The organism is Kitasatospora sp. NPDC114501, from assembly GCF_055633695.1.
On sequence record NZ_JBVKDS010000001.1, the window covers coordinates 598,258 to 616,768 of the forward strand.

Genomic DNA, 18,511 nt, shown 5'->3' on the forward strand with positions numbered 1-18,511 from the left:
GCGCCATCTGTGGGCCACCCTTGGGGGAGGTCCACCACCAGGAGTGGGTGTGGGGCGCGTGCATGGTTGGAGCGTAGCGGATGCGCCGGGAGGGGTGAGGGCGATCACGTCTTTGTCCGAGATGCGTCTCATCCCTCGGGCAATCGTCACGAGTCACTCCTGTCACCCCGTAGCCTTGGCGGTGTGACCGCTACGACTGAGACATCGAGGGCTGCCCATTCCTGGGAGTCCCTGCCCGCGGCGCAGCAGCCTGAATGGCCGGACCAAGAGGCTCTGCGCAAGACCCTTGCCGAGCTCGCCTCCTATCCGCCGCTCGTCTTCGCCGGCGAGTGCGACCAGCTGCGCGCCCGGCTCGGAGCCGTGGCGCGCGGGGAGGCCTTCCTCCTTCAGGGCGGTGACTGTGCCGAGGCCTTCGACGGCGTCTCGGCGGAGCAGATCCGCAACAAGCTGAAGACGCTGCTCCAGATGGCCGCCGTGCTGACGTACGCGGCCTCCGTGCCGGTGGTGAAGGTCGGCCGCATCGCCGGCCAGTACTCCAAGCCGCGCTCCAAGTCGACCGAGACCCGCGACGGCGTGACCCTGCCGGTCTACCGCGGCGACTCGGTGAACGGCTTCGAGTTCACCCCCGAGTCCCGCATTCCGGACCCGGAGCGCCTGAAGCGGATGTACAACGCGTCCGCAGCGACGCTCAACCTGGTGCGCGCGTTCACCACCGGTGGTTACGCGGACCTGCGCCAGGTGCACGCCTGGAACCAGGACTTCGTCCGCAACTCGCCGGCCGGCCAGCGCTACGAGCAGCTCGCCCGGGAGATCGACAACGCCCTGGCCTTCATGAGCGCCTGCGGCGTGGTGCCGGAGGAGTTCAAGGCGGTCGAGTTCTTCTCCTCGCACGAGGCGCTGATCCTCGACTACGAGACCGCGCTGACCCGCGTGGACTCGCGCACCGGCGAGCTGTACGACGTCTCCGGCCACATGGTGTGGATCGGCGAGCGCACCCGGCAGCTGGACCACGCCCACATCGAGTTCGCCTCGAAGATCCGCAACCCGATCGGCGTCAAGCTCGGCCCGACCACCTCGGTGGACGAGGCGCTCGCCCTGATCGAGAAGCTGGACCCGGAGCGCGAGCCCGGCCGCCTGACCTTCATCACCCGGATGGGCGCGGGCAAGATCCGCGACCACCTGCCCGGCCTGGTGGAGAAGGTCACCGCCTCCGGCGCCAAGCCGGTGTGGATCTGCGACCCGATGCACGGCAACACCTTCGAGGCCTCCAGCGGGCACAAGACCCGCCGCTTCGACGACGTCCTGGACGAGGTCAAGGGCTTCTTCGAGGTGCACCGCGCGCTCGGCACCCACCCGGGCGGCATCCACGTGGAGCTGACCGGCGACGACGTCACCGAGTGCGTCGGCGGCGGCGACGAGGTCATGGTGGACGACCTGCACCAGCGCTACGAGACGGCCTGCGACCCGCGCCTCAACCGCAGCCAGTCGCTGGACCTGGCGTTCCTGGTGGCGGAGATGTACCGCGGCCAGTAGGCCCGCGGTGCCCCGTCCGATGTGACGAAGGCCCCTCCGGATTCGGGATTCCCGAGCCCGGAGGGGCTTTTTCGTACCCGTTTCGCCAGGTAAGGTAAGCCTCAGCGAACTAAGGCTGACCTTAGTCAAGATCCACTCCGCTTCACCCCCGGGAGAGACCGCGATGTACGTGTGCATGTGCCATGCGGTCACCGAGGACCAGGTGAAGAAGGCGATCGACGGCGGTGCCAACACCCCGCGCCAGATCGCGAAGGGCTGCCGGGCCGGCACCGACTGCGGTTCCTGCGTGCGCCGCATCCAGGCGCTGCTCGGCGAGCACGGCGCCCGCCCCTGCCCGACCGCCCGGCTGGCCGCGAAGCTCGGCCTCGCGGACCCGGAGGCCCCGGCGGAGCCGGCCCGGGAGGCGCGGGAGGCCGCCCCGGTGTTCCCGCTGCGAGCTGCCTGAGCGGCTCCTGAGCGGCCGCTGAGCGCCCCGGGCGTACGGCCTCAGGACTCCGGCTGCTCGATGACCTGGGCGAGGTAGAGCGCCTCGCCGAGCTTCTCCAGCAGCTCCAGCTGGGTGTCGAGGTAGTCGATGTGATGCTCCTCGTCGGCCAGGATGTCCTCGAAGATGTTCGCCGAGGTGACGTCGTTCTTGGCCCGCATCACCACGATCCCGCGCTTGAGCCGGTCGATCGCCTCGACCTCGATCTGGCGGTCCGCCTCGAACATCTCCTTGACCGTCTGGCCGATCCGGACGTGGAACAGCCGCTGGTAGTTGGGCAGTCCGTCCAGGAACAGGATCCGGTCGGTGAGCGTCTCGGCGTGCTTCATCTCGTCGAAGGACTCGTGCCGGGTGTACTTGGCGAGCTTCGTCCAGCCGAAGTTCTCCTGCATCTTGGCGTGCAGGAAGTACTGGTTGATCGCGGTCAGCTCGGCGGTGAGCTGCTCGTTGAGGAACTCGATGACCTCGGGATCGCCCTGCATGGTGGTGCCTCCTGCGCTCGTGCTGCTGCCGTGAGTCCTGCGTGTGTCCTGCGTGATCCTGTGCTGGGTCCTGTGCTGGGCATCCTGGCACCGCTTCGGGAGGAAATTCCAGTAAGTTCACACTCACTAGGACATGTGTCGGAATATCCGATTCATGGCGAAAGGTGCTGGTGGGCGGTCGACCACTGGTCCGTACGGGCGGGGGCGCGAAGCCGTGCAAAGGGGCGCGCGCCGAAGGATGTCCGCTGTCTGTCACCATGGATCCATGGGTCAGTCGAAACACGAACCGCCTCCGCCGCCTGACCCGAGACTCCCCCCGGGCCAGCGCGCGCAACGCGGCTGGCCCGCCCTGCACTACGGACCGGTGCCCCGCTTCAAGCTGCTGACCTGGGACCTCCAGGTGTTCGGCGCCACCGCCTCGGCCGAGAAGCACAGCTGGGACTTCGAGGCCTTCAACGCCCTGCCGCGCACCACCGTCGTCGGGGACCTGCACTGCGTGACCAAGTTCTCGGTCCTCGGCAACGAGTGGACGGGCGTGTCGGCCGCCGCCGTGCTCGACCTGGTGCCCCCCGCGCCCGGCGTCACCCACGTCATGGTCTGGGCCGAGTACGGCTACAGCGCCAACCTGCGGCTGGCCGACTTCGCCGACCCCCGCACCCTGCTCGCCACCCACCGCAACGGCGAGGCGCTGACCGCCGAGCACGGCTTCCCGGTCCGGCTGGTGGTGCCGCGGCTGTACGCCTGGAAGGGCCCCAAGTGGGTCCGCGCGGTGGAGTACATGCGGGCCGACCGGCGCGGCTTCTGGGAGGAGCGCGGCTACCACAACCTCGCCGACCCCTGGCGCGAGCAGCGGTACTCCTACCAGGAGGAGCCCGGCGACGGGCCGCTGCGCTGACCCCGCACCGGCCGTAGGAGCCGCTAGAACAGCGAGAACTTGACCGTCACCGTGCTGCGCTGCGGGCGCCGCTCGCCCGCCGCCGGACTCTGGCCGGACGAGGTGACCGCGCCGAACACGTCCCAGCCGCTGGTCTGCATGGTGAAGCCCGCCGCCTGGAGCGCCTTCTGCGCCTCGTCCCTGCTCATCCCGGTGACGTTCGGGACCGGCACCATGCCCTTGCTGACCACCAGCGCGACCGCGGAGTTCTCCTGGAGCAGCTGCCCGGCGGCCGGCGAGCTGCTGATCACCGAGCCCTCGGGCACGGTGTCGTCGTAGGTCTCGGTCACGCCGCCCCTGGTCAGCTGGGCGCCGCTCAGGGCGGCGGCGGCGTCGGCGGAGCTCTTGCCGACGAGGTCCGGCACCGCGATCCGCTTGGGGCCCTTGGAGACGGTGACCGTGACGCTGTCGCTCTTGCGGGTGCGCGCGCCCACCCCGGGGTCGGTCGAGATCACCTGCCCGGACGGGACGGACTCGCTGAACACCTCGACGAACCTCCCGTGCAGGCCCGACTTGTCCAGGACCCGCTGCGCCTCGGCCCGGTCCTTGCCGAGCACGCCCGGCACCGAGCCGTACAGCCCCTCGGAGATCCCGTACGTGGCGCCGCCGATCGCCAGCACGAGGGCGGCCAGCGCCGCCGTCCAGATCAGCGTCCGGCGCGGGAGGCGGCGCAGCAGGCCCGGCCGGCGCTGCTGCACCGGGGTCGGCTCGTCGTACGGGCGGGGCTCGGCGAGCAGTTCGTCCATCAGCTCCGGCGGCATGTCCAGCACGCTGGTGCGCTCGGCGGGCGGGGCGTCGGCGGGCCGCGGCAGCGGCTGGATCACCGAGGTCGGCTCGCTGGTGGGGTAGCGCGGGCTGGGCCGGGTGGAGGCCGGCGGCTCGGCGTCCAGCTCGGCCGGGGCGAGGGTGCGGCGGACCCGCTGGACCGCGGCGAGCAGCTCGACCGCGTCGTACGGGCGGGCGGCGGCGGACCGGGCGCAGGCGCCGGCGACTATCGCGTCCAGTTCGGGGCCGACGGCGGGGGCGACCAGGGAGGGGGCCGGGACGTCCTCGTGCAGGTGCTTGTACATGACCTGGACGGGGTTGTCGCCGGTGTGCGGGCGGCGGCCGGTGAGCATCTCGTACAGCAGGATGCCGGCCGCGTAGACGTCCACCCGCTGGTCGGTGGGGGCGTCCGGGAGGATCTGCTCGGGGGCCAGGTAGGAGACGGTGCCCATGACCGTGCCGCCGGTGGCGGTGGTGGTCGAGGTGGGCGCGCCGTCGGCGGTGCCGAGCACCCGGACCAGGCCGAAGTCGGCGACCTTGACCAGGCCGTCCTCGGTGATCAGCACGTTCTCGGGCTTGACGTCGCGGTGGACCAGGCCGGCCCGGTGGGCGGCGCCGAGGGCGGCCAGCACCGGCTCCAGCACGTCCAGCGCGGCCCGCACGGACAGCGCGCCGCGGTCGCGCAGCAGGTCGCGCAGGGTGCGGCCGGGCACGTACTCCATGGCGAGGAAGACGTGGCCGCCGTCCGCGCCCTGGTCGAAGACGTTGACCACGTTGGAGTGGGTGAGCTTGGCGACGGCCTTGGCCTCGCGGATGAAGCGGGCGGTGAAGCCCTCGTCGCCGGCCAGCGAGGGGTGCATCACCTTGAGTGCGACGACCCGGTCCAGCCGGGTGTCGGTGCCCTTGTAGACGGTGGACATCCCGCCGGTCGCGATGCGCTGCTCGACCCGGTACCGGTTGTCGAGCAGGGTACCGATCAGGGGGTCGTGCAGTGCCATGTCCACCCGGCGAGTCTAGTGCCGCCGGGGACGGCCGGACCCGGAGGACACCGCCGCCGGGCCCGGCTGTGCCCGGCTTGTGACACGCGGGACGCGTCAGAACGCGGGGTGCTCGCGGGTGTCCAGGTCGGCCCGGCCGGCCATCGCGGAGGAGGCCTCGGCGTGGAAGCGGCGCGGGATCCGGCCGGCCCGGTGGGCGAGCCGGCCCGCGTCGGCGGCGTGCCGCATCGCCTCGGCCATCAGCACCGGGTCCTGAGCCCGGGTCACCGCGGAGGCGAGCATCACCGCGGCGCAGCCCAGCTCCATCGCCAGCGCCACGTCGGAGGCGGTGCCGGCGCCCGCGTCCAGGATCACCGGGACGCCCGCGCCCTCCACGATCAGCTGGAAGTTGTGCGGGTTGCGGATGCCCAGGCCCGAACCGATCGGCGAGCCCAGCGGCATGACGGCCGCGCAGCCGACGTCCTCCAACTTTCGGGCCAGCACGGGGTCGTCGTTGGTGTACGGCAGGACGGTGAAGCCGTCGTCGACCAGGGTCTCGGCGGCGTCCAGCAGCTCGATCGGGTCGGGCAGCAGGGTGCGCTCGTCGGCGATCACCTCCAGCTTGACCCAGTCGGTGCCGAGCGCCTCGCGGGCCAGCCGGGCGGTCAGCACGGCCTCGCCGGCGGTGAAGCAGCCGGCCGTGTTGGGCAGCACCCGGATGCCGTTGCGGGTCAGCACGTCCAGGACGGAGCCCTGGGTGGAGGCGTCGACCCGGCGCATCGCGACGGTGGTCAGCTCGGTGCCGGAGGCGAGCAGCGCGCGCTCCAGGACCTCCAGGCTGGGGGCGCCGCCGGTGCCCATGATCAGCCGGGAGGAGAAGGTCGTCCCGGCGATGGTCAGAAGGTCGTCGGCCATGGTTCAGCCTCCCTGGACGGCGGTGAGGATCTCGATCCGGTCGCCGGTGTTCAGCGCCGTCCCCGGCCACGAACCGCGGGGCACCACGGCCTCGTTGAGCGCGGCGGCGACACCGGTGTTGGCGGCGCTGACGGCGGCCACCACCTCGGCGAGGGTGGTTGTGGCGGGCACCCGGCGGGGCTCGCCGTTGACGGTCAGGGCGATCTCGTTCCGGGCGGTCTCGTGCCGGGTGGTCTCGGTCATGCGGGGGCCTTCGTCGTGGAGCGGTCGGGGGAGAAGCGAAGGGGAGTGAACGGCCTTGCGAGCTCGGGGACTTCGCCGGTGGCCAGGTACTCGGAGACCAGGTCGGCGGTCACCGGGGTGAGCAGCACGCCGTTGCGGTAGTGGCCGGTGGCGGCGACCAGCCCGGGCAGCGAGGTCGGGCCCAGCAGCGGGGCGTTGTCCGGCGAGCCGGGACGCAGCCCGGCCGAGGTCTCCAGCAGCGGGAGTTCGGTGATGCCCGGGACCAACTCGTGGGCGTCGCGGAGGAGTTCGTACACCCCGCCGGCGGTGACGGTGGTGTCGTAGCCCTGCTCCTCGGTGGTCGCGCCGACCACCAGCTCGCCGTTCTCCCGGGGCACCAGGTAGAGGTGCCGGCCGCGGACGACGGCGCGGACGTTGCGGGACAGGAACGGGCGGTAGGCGTCCGGGACGTGCAGCCGCAGCACCTGCCCCTTCACCGGGCGGATCGCGGGCAGCGCACCCTCGGGCAGGCCGGGCAGCCGGTGGCTGTGCGGGCCGGCGGCGAGCACGATCCGGTCGGCGGTCACGGTCTCCCGGGTGCTCAGGCGGGCGCCGGTCGCCCGGCCGTCAGCGACCAGCAGCTCGACCGCCTCGGCCCGGTGGACCAGGACACCGGCGCGCTCGCAGGCGAGGACCAGGGCCCGGAGCAGTCGGCGTCCGTCCACCTGGTGGTCCTCGGCCACGTGCAGGCCGCCGCGCACGCCGGGGGCGAGCATCGGCTCCAGCCGGCGGGCCTCCCGGCCGGTCAGCCAGGCCGAGTCCAGGCCGAGCCGCTGGTGGAAGGCGTGCAGTTCGCGCAGTTCCTCGCGGTCGTCGGAGTCCAGCGCGACGGCGAGCATGCCGCACCGGCGGTAACCGGTGTCCTGGCCGCCGCTCGCCTCGGTGAGCTCGGCGGCGAAGGCCGCGTACCGCTCGTTCGAGGCCATCCCGAGGCGCAGCAGCGGCTCCTCGCCGTACTGCAGCTCGGTGACCGGGGCGAGCATCCCGGCCGCGACCCGGGCCGCACCGCCGCCGGGGGACGGGTCGACCACGGTCACGTTCCGCAGGCCGCGCTGGGCGGCGCGCCAGGCGACGGCGAGGCCGATGATCCCCCCGCCGATCACCAGCACGTCGGCGTGGGCGCCCGGTGGCAAGCGTGACAAGGCTGCTCTTCTCCCTTCGCCGGTATGACCCGGATCAGGTTCGGACGGTCGCGGGCCGTGCCAGCCCGCCTCTCAGCCCGGTACGCCGGGCTCCCGTGTGGTGCTCCCACCTTAACGCCGGGGGTCGGCCCGGCCGAAGGCGCGTACACGGGGTGGACGGGGGCGGGACAGCCCGCGGCCGCCGGCCGGCGGCTGAGTACAGTGACGGGCGTGGCAGAGCTGAGCGGAACGGATCAGGTGGTCGTCGTCGGAGCCGGGCTGGCCGGGGCGCAGTGCGCCCTCAAGCTGCGGCAGGGCGGCCGGCGGGGGCGGATCGTGCTGGTCGGCGAGGAGCCGCACGCGCCGTACGACCGGCCGCCGCTCTCCAAGGACGTGCTGCTCGGCAAGACCGACTCCACCGCCCTGGACATCGACTACGGGCAGCTCGACATCGAGCTGCTCACCGGCCGCCGCGCCACCGGCCTGACCCCCGGTGTGCTGCACACCGACGGCGGCGACCTCCCGTACGGCTCGCTGGTGATCGCCACCGGCGCCGTCCCGCGGGCCCTGCCCGGCGCCGAGCGGGCGCACCTGCTGCACACCCTGGACGACGCCCTGGCGCTGCGCGCGCTGCTGCGCCCCGGGCTGCGGCTGGTGCTGGTCGGCGCGGGCTGGATCGGCGCCGAGGTGGCCACCGCGGCCCGCGCGGCGGGCTGCGCGGTGACGGTGGTCGAGGCCGGTCCGGCGCCGCTGCCCGGCGCGCTGCCGACGGAGATCGGTTCGGCGATGGCCGCCTGGTACGCCGAGGCCGGGGTCGACCTGCGCTGCGGGGTCGGCGTGGCCGCCGTCGAGCCCGGCGCGGTGGTGCTGGCGGACGGCTCGCACCTGCCCGCCGACGAGGTGGTGGTCGGCATCGGGGCCCGCCCGGCGACCGGCTGGCTGGCCGGCTCCGCAGTCGAGCTGGACCCGACCGGCGCCGTCGTGGTGGACGGGCGGCTGCGCACCTCGGTGCCCGGCGTCTTCGCGGCGGGCGACTGCGTCAGCTACCCCTCGGCCCGGGCCGGGGCCCGGCTGGCCGTCCAGCACTGGGACCACGCCCTGCGGTCCGGCGAGGCGGTGGCCGCCGCCGTGCTGGGCGCGGACGCGCCGGCCTACGACCCGGTGCCGTACTTCTGGTCCGAGCAGTTCGGGCGGATGGTCCAGTACGCCGGCCGGCACGCCGAGGGCGACGAGCTGGTCCGGCGCGGCGGCCCGCAGGACGCCGACTGGTCGGTGCTCTGGCTGCGCGACGGGGTGCCGAGCGCGCTGCTGACCGTGGACCGGCCGCGTGACCTCACCCAGGGGCGCAGGCTGATCGAGCGCGGAACCGCGCTCGATCCGGCCCGCGCGGCGGACCCGGCGGTGCCCCTGAAGTCGGCCGTCGCGGAGTAGTGCCTGGTGCGCGGCGGGCTGTGGAGGTGGCAATCTGGTGGCGTGAGTGAGATCGAAAGCAAGATTGAAGCCCTGGTCACCGACTGGATGTACCTGCCCGACATCTCGGAGCAGTGGGGGGTCCGGGTCACCGAGGTGCGTGACCTGGTCAAGAACGGCGGCCTGATCGCCGTCCGGCGCGGGCCGAACAGGTCCCTTCAGGTCCCGGCGGCGTTCATCGAGGGAGCGGGCCTGGTCAAGCACCTGTCCGGCACCCTGACCGTGCTGCGGGACTGCGGGTACAACGACGTGGAGATCCTGGAGTGGCTCTTCACCGAGGACCCGTCGCTGCCCGGCAGCCCGATCCAGGCGCTGCGGGAGAACCGTGGCACCGAGGTGAAGCGCCGCGCCCAGGCGATGCTGATCTGATGGCGGCGGACACGCGGCGCCGGCGGCTCGCCGACGCCCGGCTGTACCTGTGCACCGACGCCCGTCGGGAGCAGGGCGACCTCGCCGAGTTCCTGGACGCGGCGCTGGCGGGCGGGGTGGACATCGTCCAGCTGCGCGACAAGGGCCTGGAGGCCCGGCAGGAGCTGGAGGCCCTGGAGGTCTTCGCCGACGCCTGCCGCCGGCACGGCAGGCTGCTGGCCGTCAACGACCGCGCCGACGTCGCCCACGCGGCCCGGCCGGACGTGCTGCACCTCGGCCAGGACGACCTGCCGGTGGCGGCCGCCCGGGCGATCCTCGGCGAGGACGTGCTGATCGGCCGTTCCTGCCACGCCGAGTCCGAGGTGGACGCGGCGGTCGCCGAGCCCGGCGTGGACTACTTCTGCACCGGCCCGGTCTGGCCGACCCCGACCAAGCCGGGCCGCCCGGCCCCGGGCCTCGGCCTGGTCTCGTACGCGGCGAAGCAGGCCACCGACCGGCCGTGGTTCGCGATCGGCGGGATCGACCTCGGCAACCTGGACGAGGTGCTGGCGGCCGGTGCCCGCCGGATCGTCGTGGTGCGGGCCATCACGGCCGCGGCGGACCCGCGGGCGGCCGCCGCCGAGCTGTCCCGCCGGGTGCGCGCCGCGCTCTGACCGCCCCGGTCCGCAGGCCCCCTCCGAGGCCGTCGCCGTCCGTCAGTACTTGCGGACGGTGGCGGCCTCGGCCAGTGCCAGCAGCACCGTACGGGCCCGCTCGTCGGCGAGCGGCGCGGCCTCCAGCGCGGCCAGCGACTGCCGCATCAGCTCCTCGATCCGGCGCTCCACCAGCTCCGGCGCGCCGCTGCGGGCGACCAGCTCGCGCAGCTCGGCGACCTCCGGGGCGGCCAGGTCCGGCGCGCCGAGCCGCCCGTCCAGGTGCCGGGCGTCGGCGGCCGGCAGGCCCCGCATCGCGTGCGCGACCAGCAGGGTGCGCTTGCCCTCGCGCAGGTCGTCCCCGGCGGGCTTGCCGGTGACGGCCGGGTCCCCGAAGACGCCCAGCAGGTCGTCGCGCAGTTGGAAGGCCTCGCCGAGCGGCAGCCCGAACGCCCCGAGCGCCTCGACCAGCTCCGGGCCGGCGCCGGCCAGCAGCGCCCCGATCTGGAGCGGCCGCTCGATGGTGTACTTTGCGGACTTGTAGTGCAGTACGGTCCGGGCCCGGTCCAGCGCGCCCTCGTCCGTCGAGTCGCCGGCCACCGGCTCCAGCACGTCCAGGTACTGGCCGAGCATGACCTCGGTGCGCATCAGGTCGAACGCCGGCTTGGCGGACAGGACGGCGGCGGGCGTCAGGCCGGAGCGCAGGAACAGCTCGTCGCACCAGATCAGCAGCAGGTCGCCGAGCAGCACCGCGGCCGAGGTGCCGTACTGCTCGCGGTCGCCGCGCCAGCCGTTGTCGCGGTGCAGCGCCTCGAAGCGGCGGTGCACCGAGGGCAGGCCGCGGCGGGTGTCGCTGCGGTCCATCAGGTCGTCGTGCACCAGGGCGCTCGCCTGGAGCAGTTCCAGCGCGGCGGCCGCGTTGGCGACCGCCTCGCCGGTGGCGCCCCCGGCCGGGCCGCCGGCGCCGCGCCAGCCCCAGTAGCAGAAGGCCGGGCGCAGCCGCTTGCCGCCGTCCAGCAGGAAGTCGCGCAGCGCGTCGGCGGCGGGGACCAGCCGGGGCGAGATCTTGGCGAGCAGCACGGACTGGCCGTCCATGAACGCGGCGAGCGCCGCGTTGACGCGGGTACGGACGTCCTCCACGTCGATGGGGTTGGCCGGCCGGGTGCTGGACGAGGTCACGATGGGGCTCCGCTGGTTCTCTGGGGTGCAGCAAGCGTAGCGGGGCGGCCGGGAACGGCTGTGCGAGCGGCCTCGCCGGGGCGCGGAGGAGGCGCCGCGCAGTGGTTCCGGACGGAAGCGGAATATTGTCCATCAGTTGTCTCAATAGATGGAATCCGGCTGTCCGGCCCCTTCGAACGCCCGATAGCCTGCCAGCATGGCACTAGGAATCGCTTCCACGAGAACGGATCGCGCACTGACGGTGCGCGAACTCCTGGCGGCCGGTAAGCGCTCCTTCTCCTTCGAGTTCATGCCGCCGCGCACCGAGGTCGGCGAGCAGAGGCTCTGGGACGCCATCCGGCGGCTCGAACCGCTCGACCCCAACTTCGTCTGCATGACGTACGGCGCCGGCGGCTCCTCGCGCGAGCGCACCGTCAACATGGTCGGCCGGATCGCCACCGAGACCACCCTGACCCCGGTCGCCCACCTCACCGCGGTGGACCACTCGATCGCCGAGCTGCGCAACATCATCGGCCAGTACGCCGACCAGGGCGTGCGGAACGTCCTCGCGGTCCGCGGCGACCCGCCCGGCGACCCGCTGGGCGAGTGGGTCAAGCACCCCGAGGGCGTCACCTACGCGTACGAGCTGGTGGAGCTGATCAAGGGCATCGGCGACTTCTGCGTCGGCGTCGCGGCCTCGCCGAACATGCACCCGCGCTCGACCGACTGGGACGAGGACATCCGGCACTTCGTGGCGAAGATCCGCTCCGGGGCCGACTACGCGATCACCCAGATGTTCTTCGAGGTGGACGACTACCTGCGGCTGCGCGACCGGGTGACGGCCGCCGGCTGCGAGACGCCGATCATCCCGGAGATCATGCCGGTCACCAACGCCAAGCAGCTGGAGCGGTTCCCGCAGCTCAGCGGCTCGGCCTTCCCCGTCGACCTGGAGGCCCGCCTGCGGGCGGCCATCGACGACCCGGCGGCGCTGCGGGCCGTCGGCATGGAGCACGCCACGGCGATGGCCGAGCGCCTCCTCGCCGAGGGCGCGCCCGGTCTGCACTTCATCACGCTGAACCACTCGACGGCGACGCTGGAGATCTACCAGAACCTGGGGCTGCACCAGCGCTAGGCCCGCTTCCGGGCCGTCTCCAGACGTTCTCCGGCAGGCGTTCACGAGCCCGTCACCGTACCGACGGCGGCGGGCTCGGTCGTGTGCGGCCGGTGCCCGGAGGCGGTGGGAACGCGATGCGGTACCCGGGCCGTTGAACCGGTACAGTCGCCGCACACGCGCGGCGCACACGCGCGGGTACGCGACTGGAGGTAGCGGGCGGATGGGCATCGGATACCTGCTGCTGTACGCCGCGTTGGCGGTGGTGGCGCTCTGGCTGGTCGCGGAGGTGCTGCTGCAGAACCGGGCGCCGCTGCACTGGCGGATCCTGGCCCTGGCCGGCTTCCTCGGGGTGGCCGCCGGGATGGGCCTCGGCTCCGTCGTTGTGATCGGGGCGGGCGCCGCGCTGTTCGCGGTCGGCCAGGCCTTCGTCACCCTCTCGGTCAAGCGCGGCTACCGGACCGGCTGGTCGCTGCGGAAGCGCGACGGCAGCCTGCCCGGCCCGCTCGCCAAGGTGCCGCTGCTCGGCGCCCTCACCGGCGGCACCGCCGCGGTGGCGGCCGCCGCCGTCGCCCACGAGCGGGTCGGCGAGGTCAGCCCCGTCGAGGAGACCCCGGCCGCCGCGCCGGTGGTGCCCGACGAGGTGCCCGAGGTCGAGCAGACCGCCGCCTTCGAGATGCAGGAGCTCGCCCAGGACGGCGTCTACGCCCCCGCGTACTACGAGCAGCAGCAGCCGCAGCTCCAGCAGCAGCCCCAGGACCCGTACGCCGCCGCCTACCAGGCCGGCTACGACCAGCAGCAGTGGCAGACCCAGCAGCAGCCCGCCTACGCCTACGACCAGCAGCAGGCCTACGGCGGCTACCCCCAGCACCAGCAGGACCCGTACGGCGGCTACCAGCAGCAGGACCAGTACGCGGCCTACCAGCAGCCCCAGCACCAGCAGCACCAGCCGCACGAGCAGGCCTGGGACCCGAACGCCCAGCCCCAGCAGCAGTGGCAGCCCCAGCCCGACCAGCACACCCAGGGCATCCCGCAGCAGCCGGTGTACGACCAGAACGGCTACCAGCAGCAGAACACCTGGCACCAGGGCTGACCGACCGTCACGCCGGGCCGATCAGTCCGGCGGTGATGCAGGCCGACATGCCGACCCGGGCGAGTCCGCCGCCGGGATGGGCGTTGCCGCCGACCAGGTAGAGGCCGGGGACGGGGGACTCGTTGGCGGCCTTCAGCCACTGGCCCGACGAGCCGGCCAGGACCGGGCGGGCGACGGCGCCGCCGAGGGCGCCGGTCTCCCGGCGGGTGTCCTCCGGGGTGCGCACGACCCGCCACAGCACCCGCTCGCGCAGGCCCAGGCCGGCCGCGTCCACGTGGGCGAGCAGCCGGTCGGCGTAGCGGTCGGCGACGCCCGGGGCGGTCCAGTCGACGTCGCCCTGGGCCGGGACGGTCGCGGTCAGCACCACGCCCTCGTGGGCGTCGTCGGGGCGCAGCGCCGGGTCGTCCGGGCGCAGCACCTGGACGGTGGGGCGCTCGCAGGGCGGCACCGCGAGGGTCAGCGCGTTCGCCTCGTCGGCCGGATCCGCCGCGTGCACCACCGTGCGGTGCGCGGTGCCCTCCGGCCGGGCCCCGCGCAGGGCGAGCAGCACGCTGAACCGGCCGGGCACCTCCTGCGGCTCCCAGTGGTCGACCGGCAGCCCCGGCCACTCGGCGAGGCCGTGGCGGTGGAGGGCGTTGGTGTCCATCGCGGAGACCACCAGGTCCGCGTCGATCCGGCCGTCCGCGGTCTCGACCCCGCACGCCCGGCCGCCCTCGACGACCACCCGGGTGACCGGGGTGTCGAAGCGGAACTCCACCCCGCGCAGTCCGCACCGCCGGAACACCGCGTCCGCGAGGGCCCGCAGCCCGCCCCGGACGTACCAGACGCCGAAGGACTGCTCCATGTACGGCAGCACGGTGGCCCCGGCGGGTGCCTCGGCCGGGGTGAAGCCGTACCGCACGGCCGGCTCGAACAGCAGGGCGGTCAGACCGGGGTGGCCGTCGAGCTCGCGCGCGGCCACGTCCTCCAGGGACCACGGCCGCGCGCGGCGCAGCCGGGCCAGGCCGGTGCGCGCCGGGACGGGATACGGGTCGGTGCCCAGCAGCGCCCGGTCGGCGGGGGACGGCACGCCGCGGTCGGCCGGCAGCGGCTCCTCCAGCAGCGGGCGGCGGGTGGCCTCCCAGACCGTCCGGCCGTGGTTCATCACCGCGCTCCAGCGGGCGCCGGAGCCGGCCCCGAAGGCGGCGTCCAGCGCCTGGCTGACGCCGCCGCGGGAGGCGTTCGGCAGGGTGACGGCGGTGCCGTCGGGGAACAGGTGCCGGCTCTCCGGGTCGACCGGGGCCAGCTCGACCAGCTGTTCCAGCGGCTCCTTGCCGGTCTTCAGCGCGAGGTCGCGGTAGACCGCCGGGAGGGCGAGCAGGCCGGGCCCGGTGTCGAAGGCGAAGCCGTCGCGCTCGTACCGCCCGACCATGCCCCCGTAGGTGCCGCTCGCCTCGCAGACCGTCACCCGGTGACCGAGGGTCGCCAGCCGGGAGGCCGCCGCGAGCCCGCTCATTCCTGCGCCGATGACGACGATCTCTGCCATGGCCCCGATCCTAAGACCAGGCTCATGCGCTCCCCGTCGCCGCCCGGGCGGCCCGGCGTTCGCGGCGGCGGGCCCGGAAGGCGCGGATCCTGCTGACCGCCAGCCAGACCAGGAGCAGTCCGACGGCCAGGACGACGGCGGAGACCGTGGCGGCCAGCCAGGGGTGGAAGATCGCCAGGGTGACCAGGCCGGCCACCGAGAGGTCCTCCGCCATGCTGACCACGATGTTGCTGGCCGGCTCGGGGGAGGTGTTGACGGCCATCCGCAGCGAGGCCTTCACCAGGTGGCTGACCAGCGCCGAGGCGCCGCCCATCGCGCCGGCCGCGACCTCGCCGAGCGAGCCGGGGTCGTTGTCCGCGATCAGCACGCCGACGGTGGCACCGGCGACCGGCCGGATCACCGTGTGCACCACGTCCCAGACGCTGTCCACGTACGGGATCTTGTCGGCCACCGCCTCCAGCGCGAACAGCACGCCGGCCACGACCAGCACGTCCGTGCGCTCCAGCGCCTGCGGCACCGACTCCGCGTCGGCGAACCTGCCCAGCAGGCCGAGCAGCAGCACCACCGCGTAGGCGTTGATGCCGCTGGCCAGTCCGCTGGTGAAGATCAGCGGCAGGACCGTCATCGCGTCCCCCTCCTCGTCATGGCGTCCCCCTCGTCCTCCGGCGGGGCCGGTTCCGCCCGGCTCCGCCGTACCGTACCGGCACCCGGGACGCCGAGGACGCACGTCCCGGTTCCGGCGGCGGGCGAAGACAGGGCCTGGCGGCGCGGACTGAGTACGGATACTCAGATCCGGGGTTGAGTACCTCAGCGGATGGCCGTCGACCTGCGGAGACGGGAGAGTGGTGGCACCCGGGAGGGCGGCGCGTCGGGCGCCGGGCCCACCCGGGCGGCGGATCCGTCCGTCCCCCGGCCGCGAACGACGGGGGAGGCGGCGGACGGACCGCCACGGGGCTGGTCACGGTCCCCGCACCGCCGGCACGGGGCGGCGGAGCGGACCGGGGGGACCGGCCACGGGGGAGTTCGCCACCGCCGACCGTGGGGGGAGCGGCGGAGCGACGGCACGGCGGCGGCGCGGAACCGGGGGAGTTCCGCGCCGCCGCCGCTACGCCGTTTCCGGCTCCTTCCCGGAGCCGCGGACGGCCTGGCCGGAATTGCCCGACGGATTGTCAGTGGTACCGCTCACGATGGAAGGGCACGGACCGCCCGGTCCGCGCGCTGCCTCGGAAGGGGGAGACCATGACCATCAGCCATCCTGAGCCCGTCACCGCCCGCCTCCGCTCCGCCGCCCTGCCGCACCTGCCGGGTCCGTCCGTCGGACGCCCTGCCGGATCGGACGTCCACCCGGTGCTGCGCCGGGTCGGCGCGCCGCCGGCCGCTCTCGACCTGCTCGCCGACGCCCACCGCACCCTCGCCCGGGCCCGCGCCCTGGAGGACCCGCTGGAGCGCTACGCCACCGCCCACCTGGCCGCGCTGCGCACGGTGGCCGCCGTCCTGGCGGTGCGCGGCCGCCCGGAGAAGAGCCCGCGCCGGCGCAAGGCCATCCGCAGCGCCTGGGAGGTGCTGCCCGAGGTGGCCCCGGAGCTCTCCGAGTGGGCGCTGTACTACGGGGCCGGCGCCCGCCGCCGGGCCGCCGCCGAGGCCGGGATCAGGGGCGCCGCCTCGGCCCGCGACGCCGACGACCTGATCCGCAACTCCGCGCTCTTCCTGCGCCTGGTCGAGCGGCTGCTCGGCCTGCACGCCGAGCAGCCCCCGCCCCGGCTGCCGCTGGACGGCGACGAGCCGGCGGGCGGGAGGGAGGCCGCCGCCGGGTGAGAGCGGGCTTGACGCCGGGCCGGTCCGGGGCCCGTGGCCCGGCAGGGATCCGGGAGACAGGCTCTAAGGTGGAGGCATCCTGATCGAACTGCACGTGCCAAGGAGCCCCACCTTGTACCCGACGCGTCCCCGCAGTGCCCTGCGTACCGCCGTGGTGTGGGAGGTGGTGCGGGCGGCCCTGGAGAAGCGGTCGGCCGAGCTGGACCGGCCGGTGCTCGACGTGGTCGACACCGGCGGCGGCACCGGGAACTTCGCGGTGCCGGTCGCCAGGCTCGGCCACCGCGTCACCGTGGTCGACCCGAGCCCGGACGCCCTGTTCGCCCTGGAGCGCCGGGCCGCCGAGGCCGGGGTGACGGACCTGGTGCGGGCCGTCCAGGGCGACGCCCAGACCCTGCCCGAGCTGGTCGCGGCCGGCAGCGTGGACGCGGTGCTCTGCCACGGCGTGCTGGAGGTCGTGGACGACCCGGCCGAGGCGCTCGGCAACCTGGCCGGCACCCTGCGCCAGGGCGGCGTGGTCAGCCTGCTGGCGGCCAACCGCAACGGCGCCGTGCTGGCCCGCGCGCTGGCCGGCCACTTCACCGAGGCCCGCACCGTGCTCTCCGCCGCCGACGGCCGCTGGGGCGAGCAGGACCCGATGCCGCGCCGCTTCACCGGCGAGGAGCTGGGCCGGCTGGCCGAGGCCGCGGGCCTGCGGGTGGAGTCGGTGCACGGCGTGCGGGTCTTCTCCGACCTCGTCCCCGGCGTGCTGGTGGACACCGAGCCGGGCGCGCTGGAGGCGCTGCTGAAGCTGGAGGAGGCCGCCGCCGCGCAGCCCGCCTTCCACGCCGTGGCGACCCAGCTGCACCTGCTGGCCACCCTGGCCTGAGGCGCCCCTCCCGACCCGCGCGCCCCTTCACGAACCCTTCCGCCGTCGTGCGGATTCCCCGCACACCGGACGGCGGCCGTTCGCGCCCCGCAGCCCCTCCGGGCCCGGGCCGCGCGCCGGTCGGTTCCCGGCCGGGCCGCGCCGCCCGGCCGGGAACCTGCCCAGGTCCAGGACCATTCCATCCGGCCGGGCACTTGTCCGGGGCGTGGCGCGTTGACACCGATGCGGCCGTCCCCGCTCGAAGTGGCCTGTCCCACGCGGCGCAGACCACCCCGTATCGGGCCCACGGACCGTATGATCTGGGTAAAGCCGGAAAGCATGACAGCCGGACGCGTGGGGCATATGGACGACACGGGCCGGGTCCCCCGCACGGGCGTCCGACCGTGTGCCCCACGGCTGATTGGACTTGCCTCCCCGACCGGGGTGGGCGGACCGGTCGCGACCGCGACCGACGAGTAGGAGGACTCCGTGCCGCTCTCGGAGCACGAGCAGCGACTGCTCGACCAGATGGAGCGAGCGCTGTATGCCGAAGATCCCAAATTCGCGTCTGCGCTTGAGGGGACCGGGCTGCGCACCTACACCCGTCGGCGGGTCTACCTGGCCGTCGCCGGCTTCGTGGTGGGCATCGGCCTGCTGATGGGCGGCATGGTCGTGCCGGACCAGATCTGGGTCAGCGTCGTGGGCTTCCTGGTGATGCTCGGCTGCGCGGTGTTCGCCGTGACCGGCTGGCGCCGCGGGCCCGCGGGCCAGGGCGCCGGGGCCCGCCCGGCCGCCGCCCCGCGCCGCAAGGCCGGGATGATGGACCGCGTCGAGCAGCGCTGGCAGCGCCGCAGGGACGAGCAGACCGGGGGCTTCTGAGCCGCTCGGCCACCTACGTACGGAGCCGGGGTTGGTGGTTAAAAGGGGGCAGGTGCCTGGGGCGTGGGGCGGTGGGGAAGGCGAGGGGGGAAGATTGTGGACACGTAGGGCCTTGACCGCCA

General features: G+C 74.1%; 19 protein-coding genes and 1 riboswitch. Of the genes, 11 read left to right on the forward strand and 8 right to left on the reverse strand.

The annotated features are described in order from the left end of the window. Nucleotides 1–183 precede the first annotated feature (183 nt). Together ACZ7RU_RS02795 and ACZ7RU_RS02800 are read left to right on the forward strand one after the other, a co-directional pair. Entirely contained in the window at nucleotides 184–1,533 is a 1,350-nt protein-coding gene (locus ACZ7RU_RS02795; RefSeq protein ID WP_470339153.1) for a class II 3-deoxy-7-phosphoheptulonate synthase, read from the forward strand. 163 nt (nucleotides 1,534–1,696) lie between these two features. Further along, entirely contained in the window at nucleotides 1,697–1,978 is a 282-nt protein-coding gene (locus ACZ7RU_RS02800; RefSeq protein WP_470339154.1) for a (2Fe-2S)-binding protein, read from the forward strand. Nucleotides 1,979–2,019: 41 nt separating this feature from the next. On the opposite strand, the gene bfr is transcribed toward ACZ7RU_RS02800, so the two are convergent. Continuing rightward, nucleotides 2,020–2,499 carry a bacterioferritin gene (gene bfr / locus ACZ7RU_RS02805; protein WP_063347260.1) on the reverse strand — a complete coding sequence of 160 codons (480 nt, stop codon included), beginning with the start codon at nucleotides 2,497–2,499 and terminating at the stop codon, nucleotides 2,020–2,022. Between the two features lie 265 nt (nucleotides 2,500–2,764). On the opposite strand from bfr, the gene ACZ7RU_RS02810 reads away from it, so the two are divergent. Continuing rightward, the gene (locus ACZ7RU_RS02810) at nucleotides 2,765–3,394 is read left to right on the forward strand and encodes a molybdopterin-dependent oxidoreductase (protein ID WP_470339155.1); all 630 of its coding nucleotides are present in this window, start codon (nucleotides 2,765–2,767) and stop codon (nucleotides 3,392–3,394) included. Nucleotides 3,395–3,417: 23 nt separating this feature from the next. Here ACZ7RU_RS02810 and pknB read toward each other — a convergent pair whose 3' ends face one another. The 4 genes from pknB to thiO all read right to left on the reverse strand — a co-directional run bounded on the left by pknB (nucleotide 3,418) and on the right by thiO (nucleotide 7,514). Next, a complete protein-coding gene (gene pknB / locus ACZ7RU_RS02815) occupies nucleotides 3,418–5,196 on the reverse strand; it encodes a Stk1 family PASTA domain-containing Ser/Thr kinase (RefSeq protein ID WP_470339308.1) in 1,779 nt (592 codons plus the stop codon). 96 nt (nucleotides 5,197–5,292) lie between these two features. After that, entirely contained in the window at nucleotides 5,293–6,090 is a 798-nt protein-coding gene (locus ACZ7RU_RS02820; RefSeq protein WP_470339156.1) for a thiazole synthase, read from the reverse strand. A 3-nt stretch (nucleotides 6,091–6,093) separates the two neighbouring features. Beyond that, nucleotides 6,094–6,333 carry a sulfur carrier protein ThiS gene (gene thiS / locus ACZ7RU_RS02825; RefSeq protein ID WP_470339157.1) on the reverse strand — a complete coding sequence of 80 codons (240 nt, stop codon included), beginning with the start codon at nucleotides 6,331–6,333 and terminating at the stop codon, nucleotides 6,094–6,096. Then, entirely contained in the window at nucleotides 6,330–7,514 is a 1,185-nt protein-coding gene (gene thiO / locus ACZ7RU_RS02830) for a glycine oxidase ThiO (protein WP_470339158.1), read from the reverse strand. Before thiO ends, thiS begins: the two co-directional genes overlap by 4 nt. Continuing rightward, nucleotides 7,509–7,621, reverse strand: a riboswitch (TPP riboswitch). (Overlaps the previous gene by 6 nt.) A gap of 94 nt (nucleotides 7,622–7,715) precedes the next feature. Between thiO and ACZ7RU_RS02835 the strand changes: the two genes are divergently transcribed. From ACZ7RU_RS02835 to thiE, 3 genes are read left to right on the forward strand one after another with little or no spacing between them, the layout of a single operon-like run. Next, the gene (locus ACZ7RU_RS02835) at nucleotides 7,716–8,924 is read left to right on the forward strand and encodes an NAD(P)/FAD-dependent oxidoreductase (protein WP_470339159.1); all 1,209 of its coding nucleotides are present in this window, start codon (nucleotides 7,716–7,718) and stop codon (nucleotides 8,922–8,924) included. A 42-nt stretch (nucleotides 8,925–8,966) separates the two neighbouring features. Next, nucleotides 8,967–9,332 carry an Rv2175c family DNA-binding protein gene (locus ACZ7RU_RS02840; protein ID WP_470339160.1) on the forward strand — a complete coding sequence of 122 codons (366 nt, stop codon included), beginning with the start codon at nucleotides 8,967–8,969 and terminating at the stop codon, nucleotides 9,330–9,332. Then, entirely contained in the window at nucleotides 9,332–9,985 is a 654-nt protein-coding gene (gene thiE, locus ACZ7RU_RS02845) for a thiamine phosphate synthase (RefSeq protein ID WP_470339161.1), read from the forward strand. The genes ACZ7RU_RS02840 and thiE overlap by 1 nt, the downstream gene beginning before the upstream one ends. 42 nt (nucleotides 9,986–10,027) lie before the next feature. Here thiE and ACZ7RU_RS02850 read toward each other — a convergent pair whose 3' ends face one another. Beyond that, nucleotides 10,028–11,143, reverse strand: a complete 1,116-nt coding sequence (locus ACZ7RU_RS02850; protein ID WP_470339162.1) for a polyprenyl synthetase family protein — start codon at nucleotides 11,141–11,143, stop codon at nucleotides 10,028–10,030. A gap of 196 nt (nucleotides 11,144–11,339) precedes the next feature. Between ACZ7RU_RS02850 and metF the strand changes: the two genes are divergently transcribed. After that, nucleotides 11,340–12,254, forward strand: a complete 915-nt coding sequence (gene metF, locus ACZ7RU_RS02855) for a methylenetetrahydrofolate reductase [NAD(P)H] (RefSeq protein WP_470339163.1) — start codon at nucleotides 11,340–11,342, stop codon at nucleotides 12,252–12,254. Between the two features lie 202 nt (nucleotides 12,255–12,456). Continuing rightward, on the forward strand, nucleotides 12,457–13,326 hold the full coding sequence (locus tag ACZ7RU_RS02860; RefSeq protein WP_470339164.1) for a hypothetical protein: 870 nt from the start codon (nucleotides 12,457–12,459) through the stop codon (nucleotides 13,324–13,326). A gap of 7 nt (nucleotides 13,327–13,333) precedes the next feature. On the opposite strand, the gene ACZ7RU_RS02865 is transcribed toward ACZ7RU_RS02860, so the two are convergent. Further along, nucleotides 13,334–14,851 (reverse strand): phytoene desaturase family protein, encoded by a 1,518-nt coding sequence (locus tag ACZ7RU_RS02865; RefSeq protein WP_470339165.1) that lies wholly within the window; start codon nucleotides 14,849–14,851, stop codon nucleotides 13,334–13,336. Between the two features lie 22 nt (nucleotides 14,852–14,873). Continuing rightward, nucleotides 14,874–15,476, reverse strand: coding sequence for a DUF4126 domain-containing protein (locus ACZ7RU_RS02870; protein WP_470339166.1), 603 nt, complete (start codon nucleotides 15,474–15,476; stop codon nucleotides 14,874–14,876). Between the two features lie 620 nt (nucleotides 15,477–16,096). Between ACZ7RU_RS02870 and ACZ7RU_RS02875 the strand changes: the two genes are divergently transcribed. The 3 genes from ACZ7RU_RS02875 (at nucleotide 16,097) to ACZ7RU_RS02885 (ending at nucleotide 18,389) form a co-directional block, all read left to right on the forward strand. Beyond that, nucleotides 16,097–16,666: an SAV_6107 family HEPN domain-containing protein gene (locus tag ACZ7RU_RS02875; protein WP_470339309.1), complete on the forward strand. Its 570-nt coding sequence runs from the start codon at nucleotides 16,097–16,099 to the stop codon at nucleotides 16,664–16,666. A 112-nt stretch (nucleotides 16,667–16,778) separates the two neighbouring features. After that, on the forward strand, nucleotides 16,779–17,531 hold the full coding sequence (locus tag ACZ7RU_RS02880) for a methyltransferase domain-containing protein (RefSeq protein ID WP_470339167.1): 753 nt from the start codon (nucleotides 16,779–16,781) through the stop codon (nucleotides 17,529–17,531). Between the two features lie 468 nt (nucleotides 17,532–17,999). Further along, nucleotides 18,000–18,389: a DUF3040 domain-containing protein gene (locus ACZ7RU_RS02885; RefSeq protein ID WP_074000911.1), complete on the forward strand. Its 390-nt coding sequence runs from the start codon at nucleotides 18,000–18,002 to the stop codon at nucleotides 18,387–18,389. The last annotated feature ends 122 nt before the right edge of the window (nucleotides 18,390–18,511 follow it).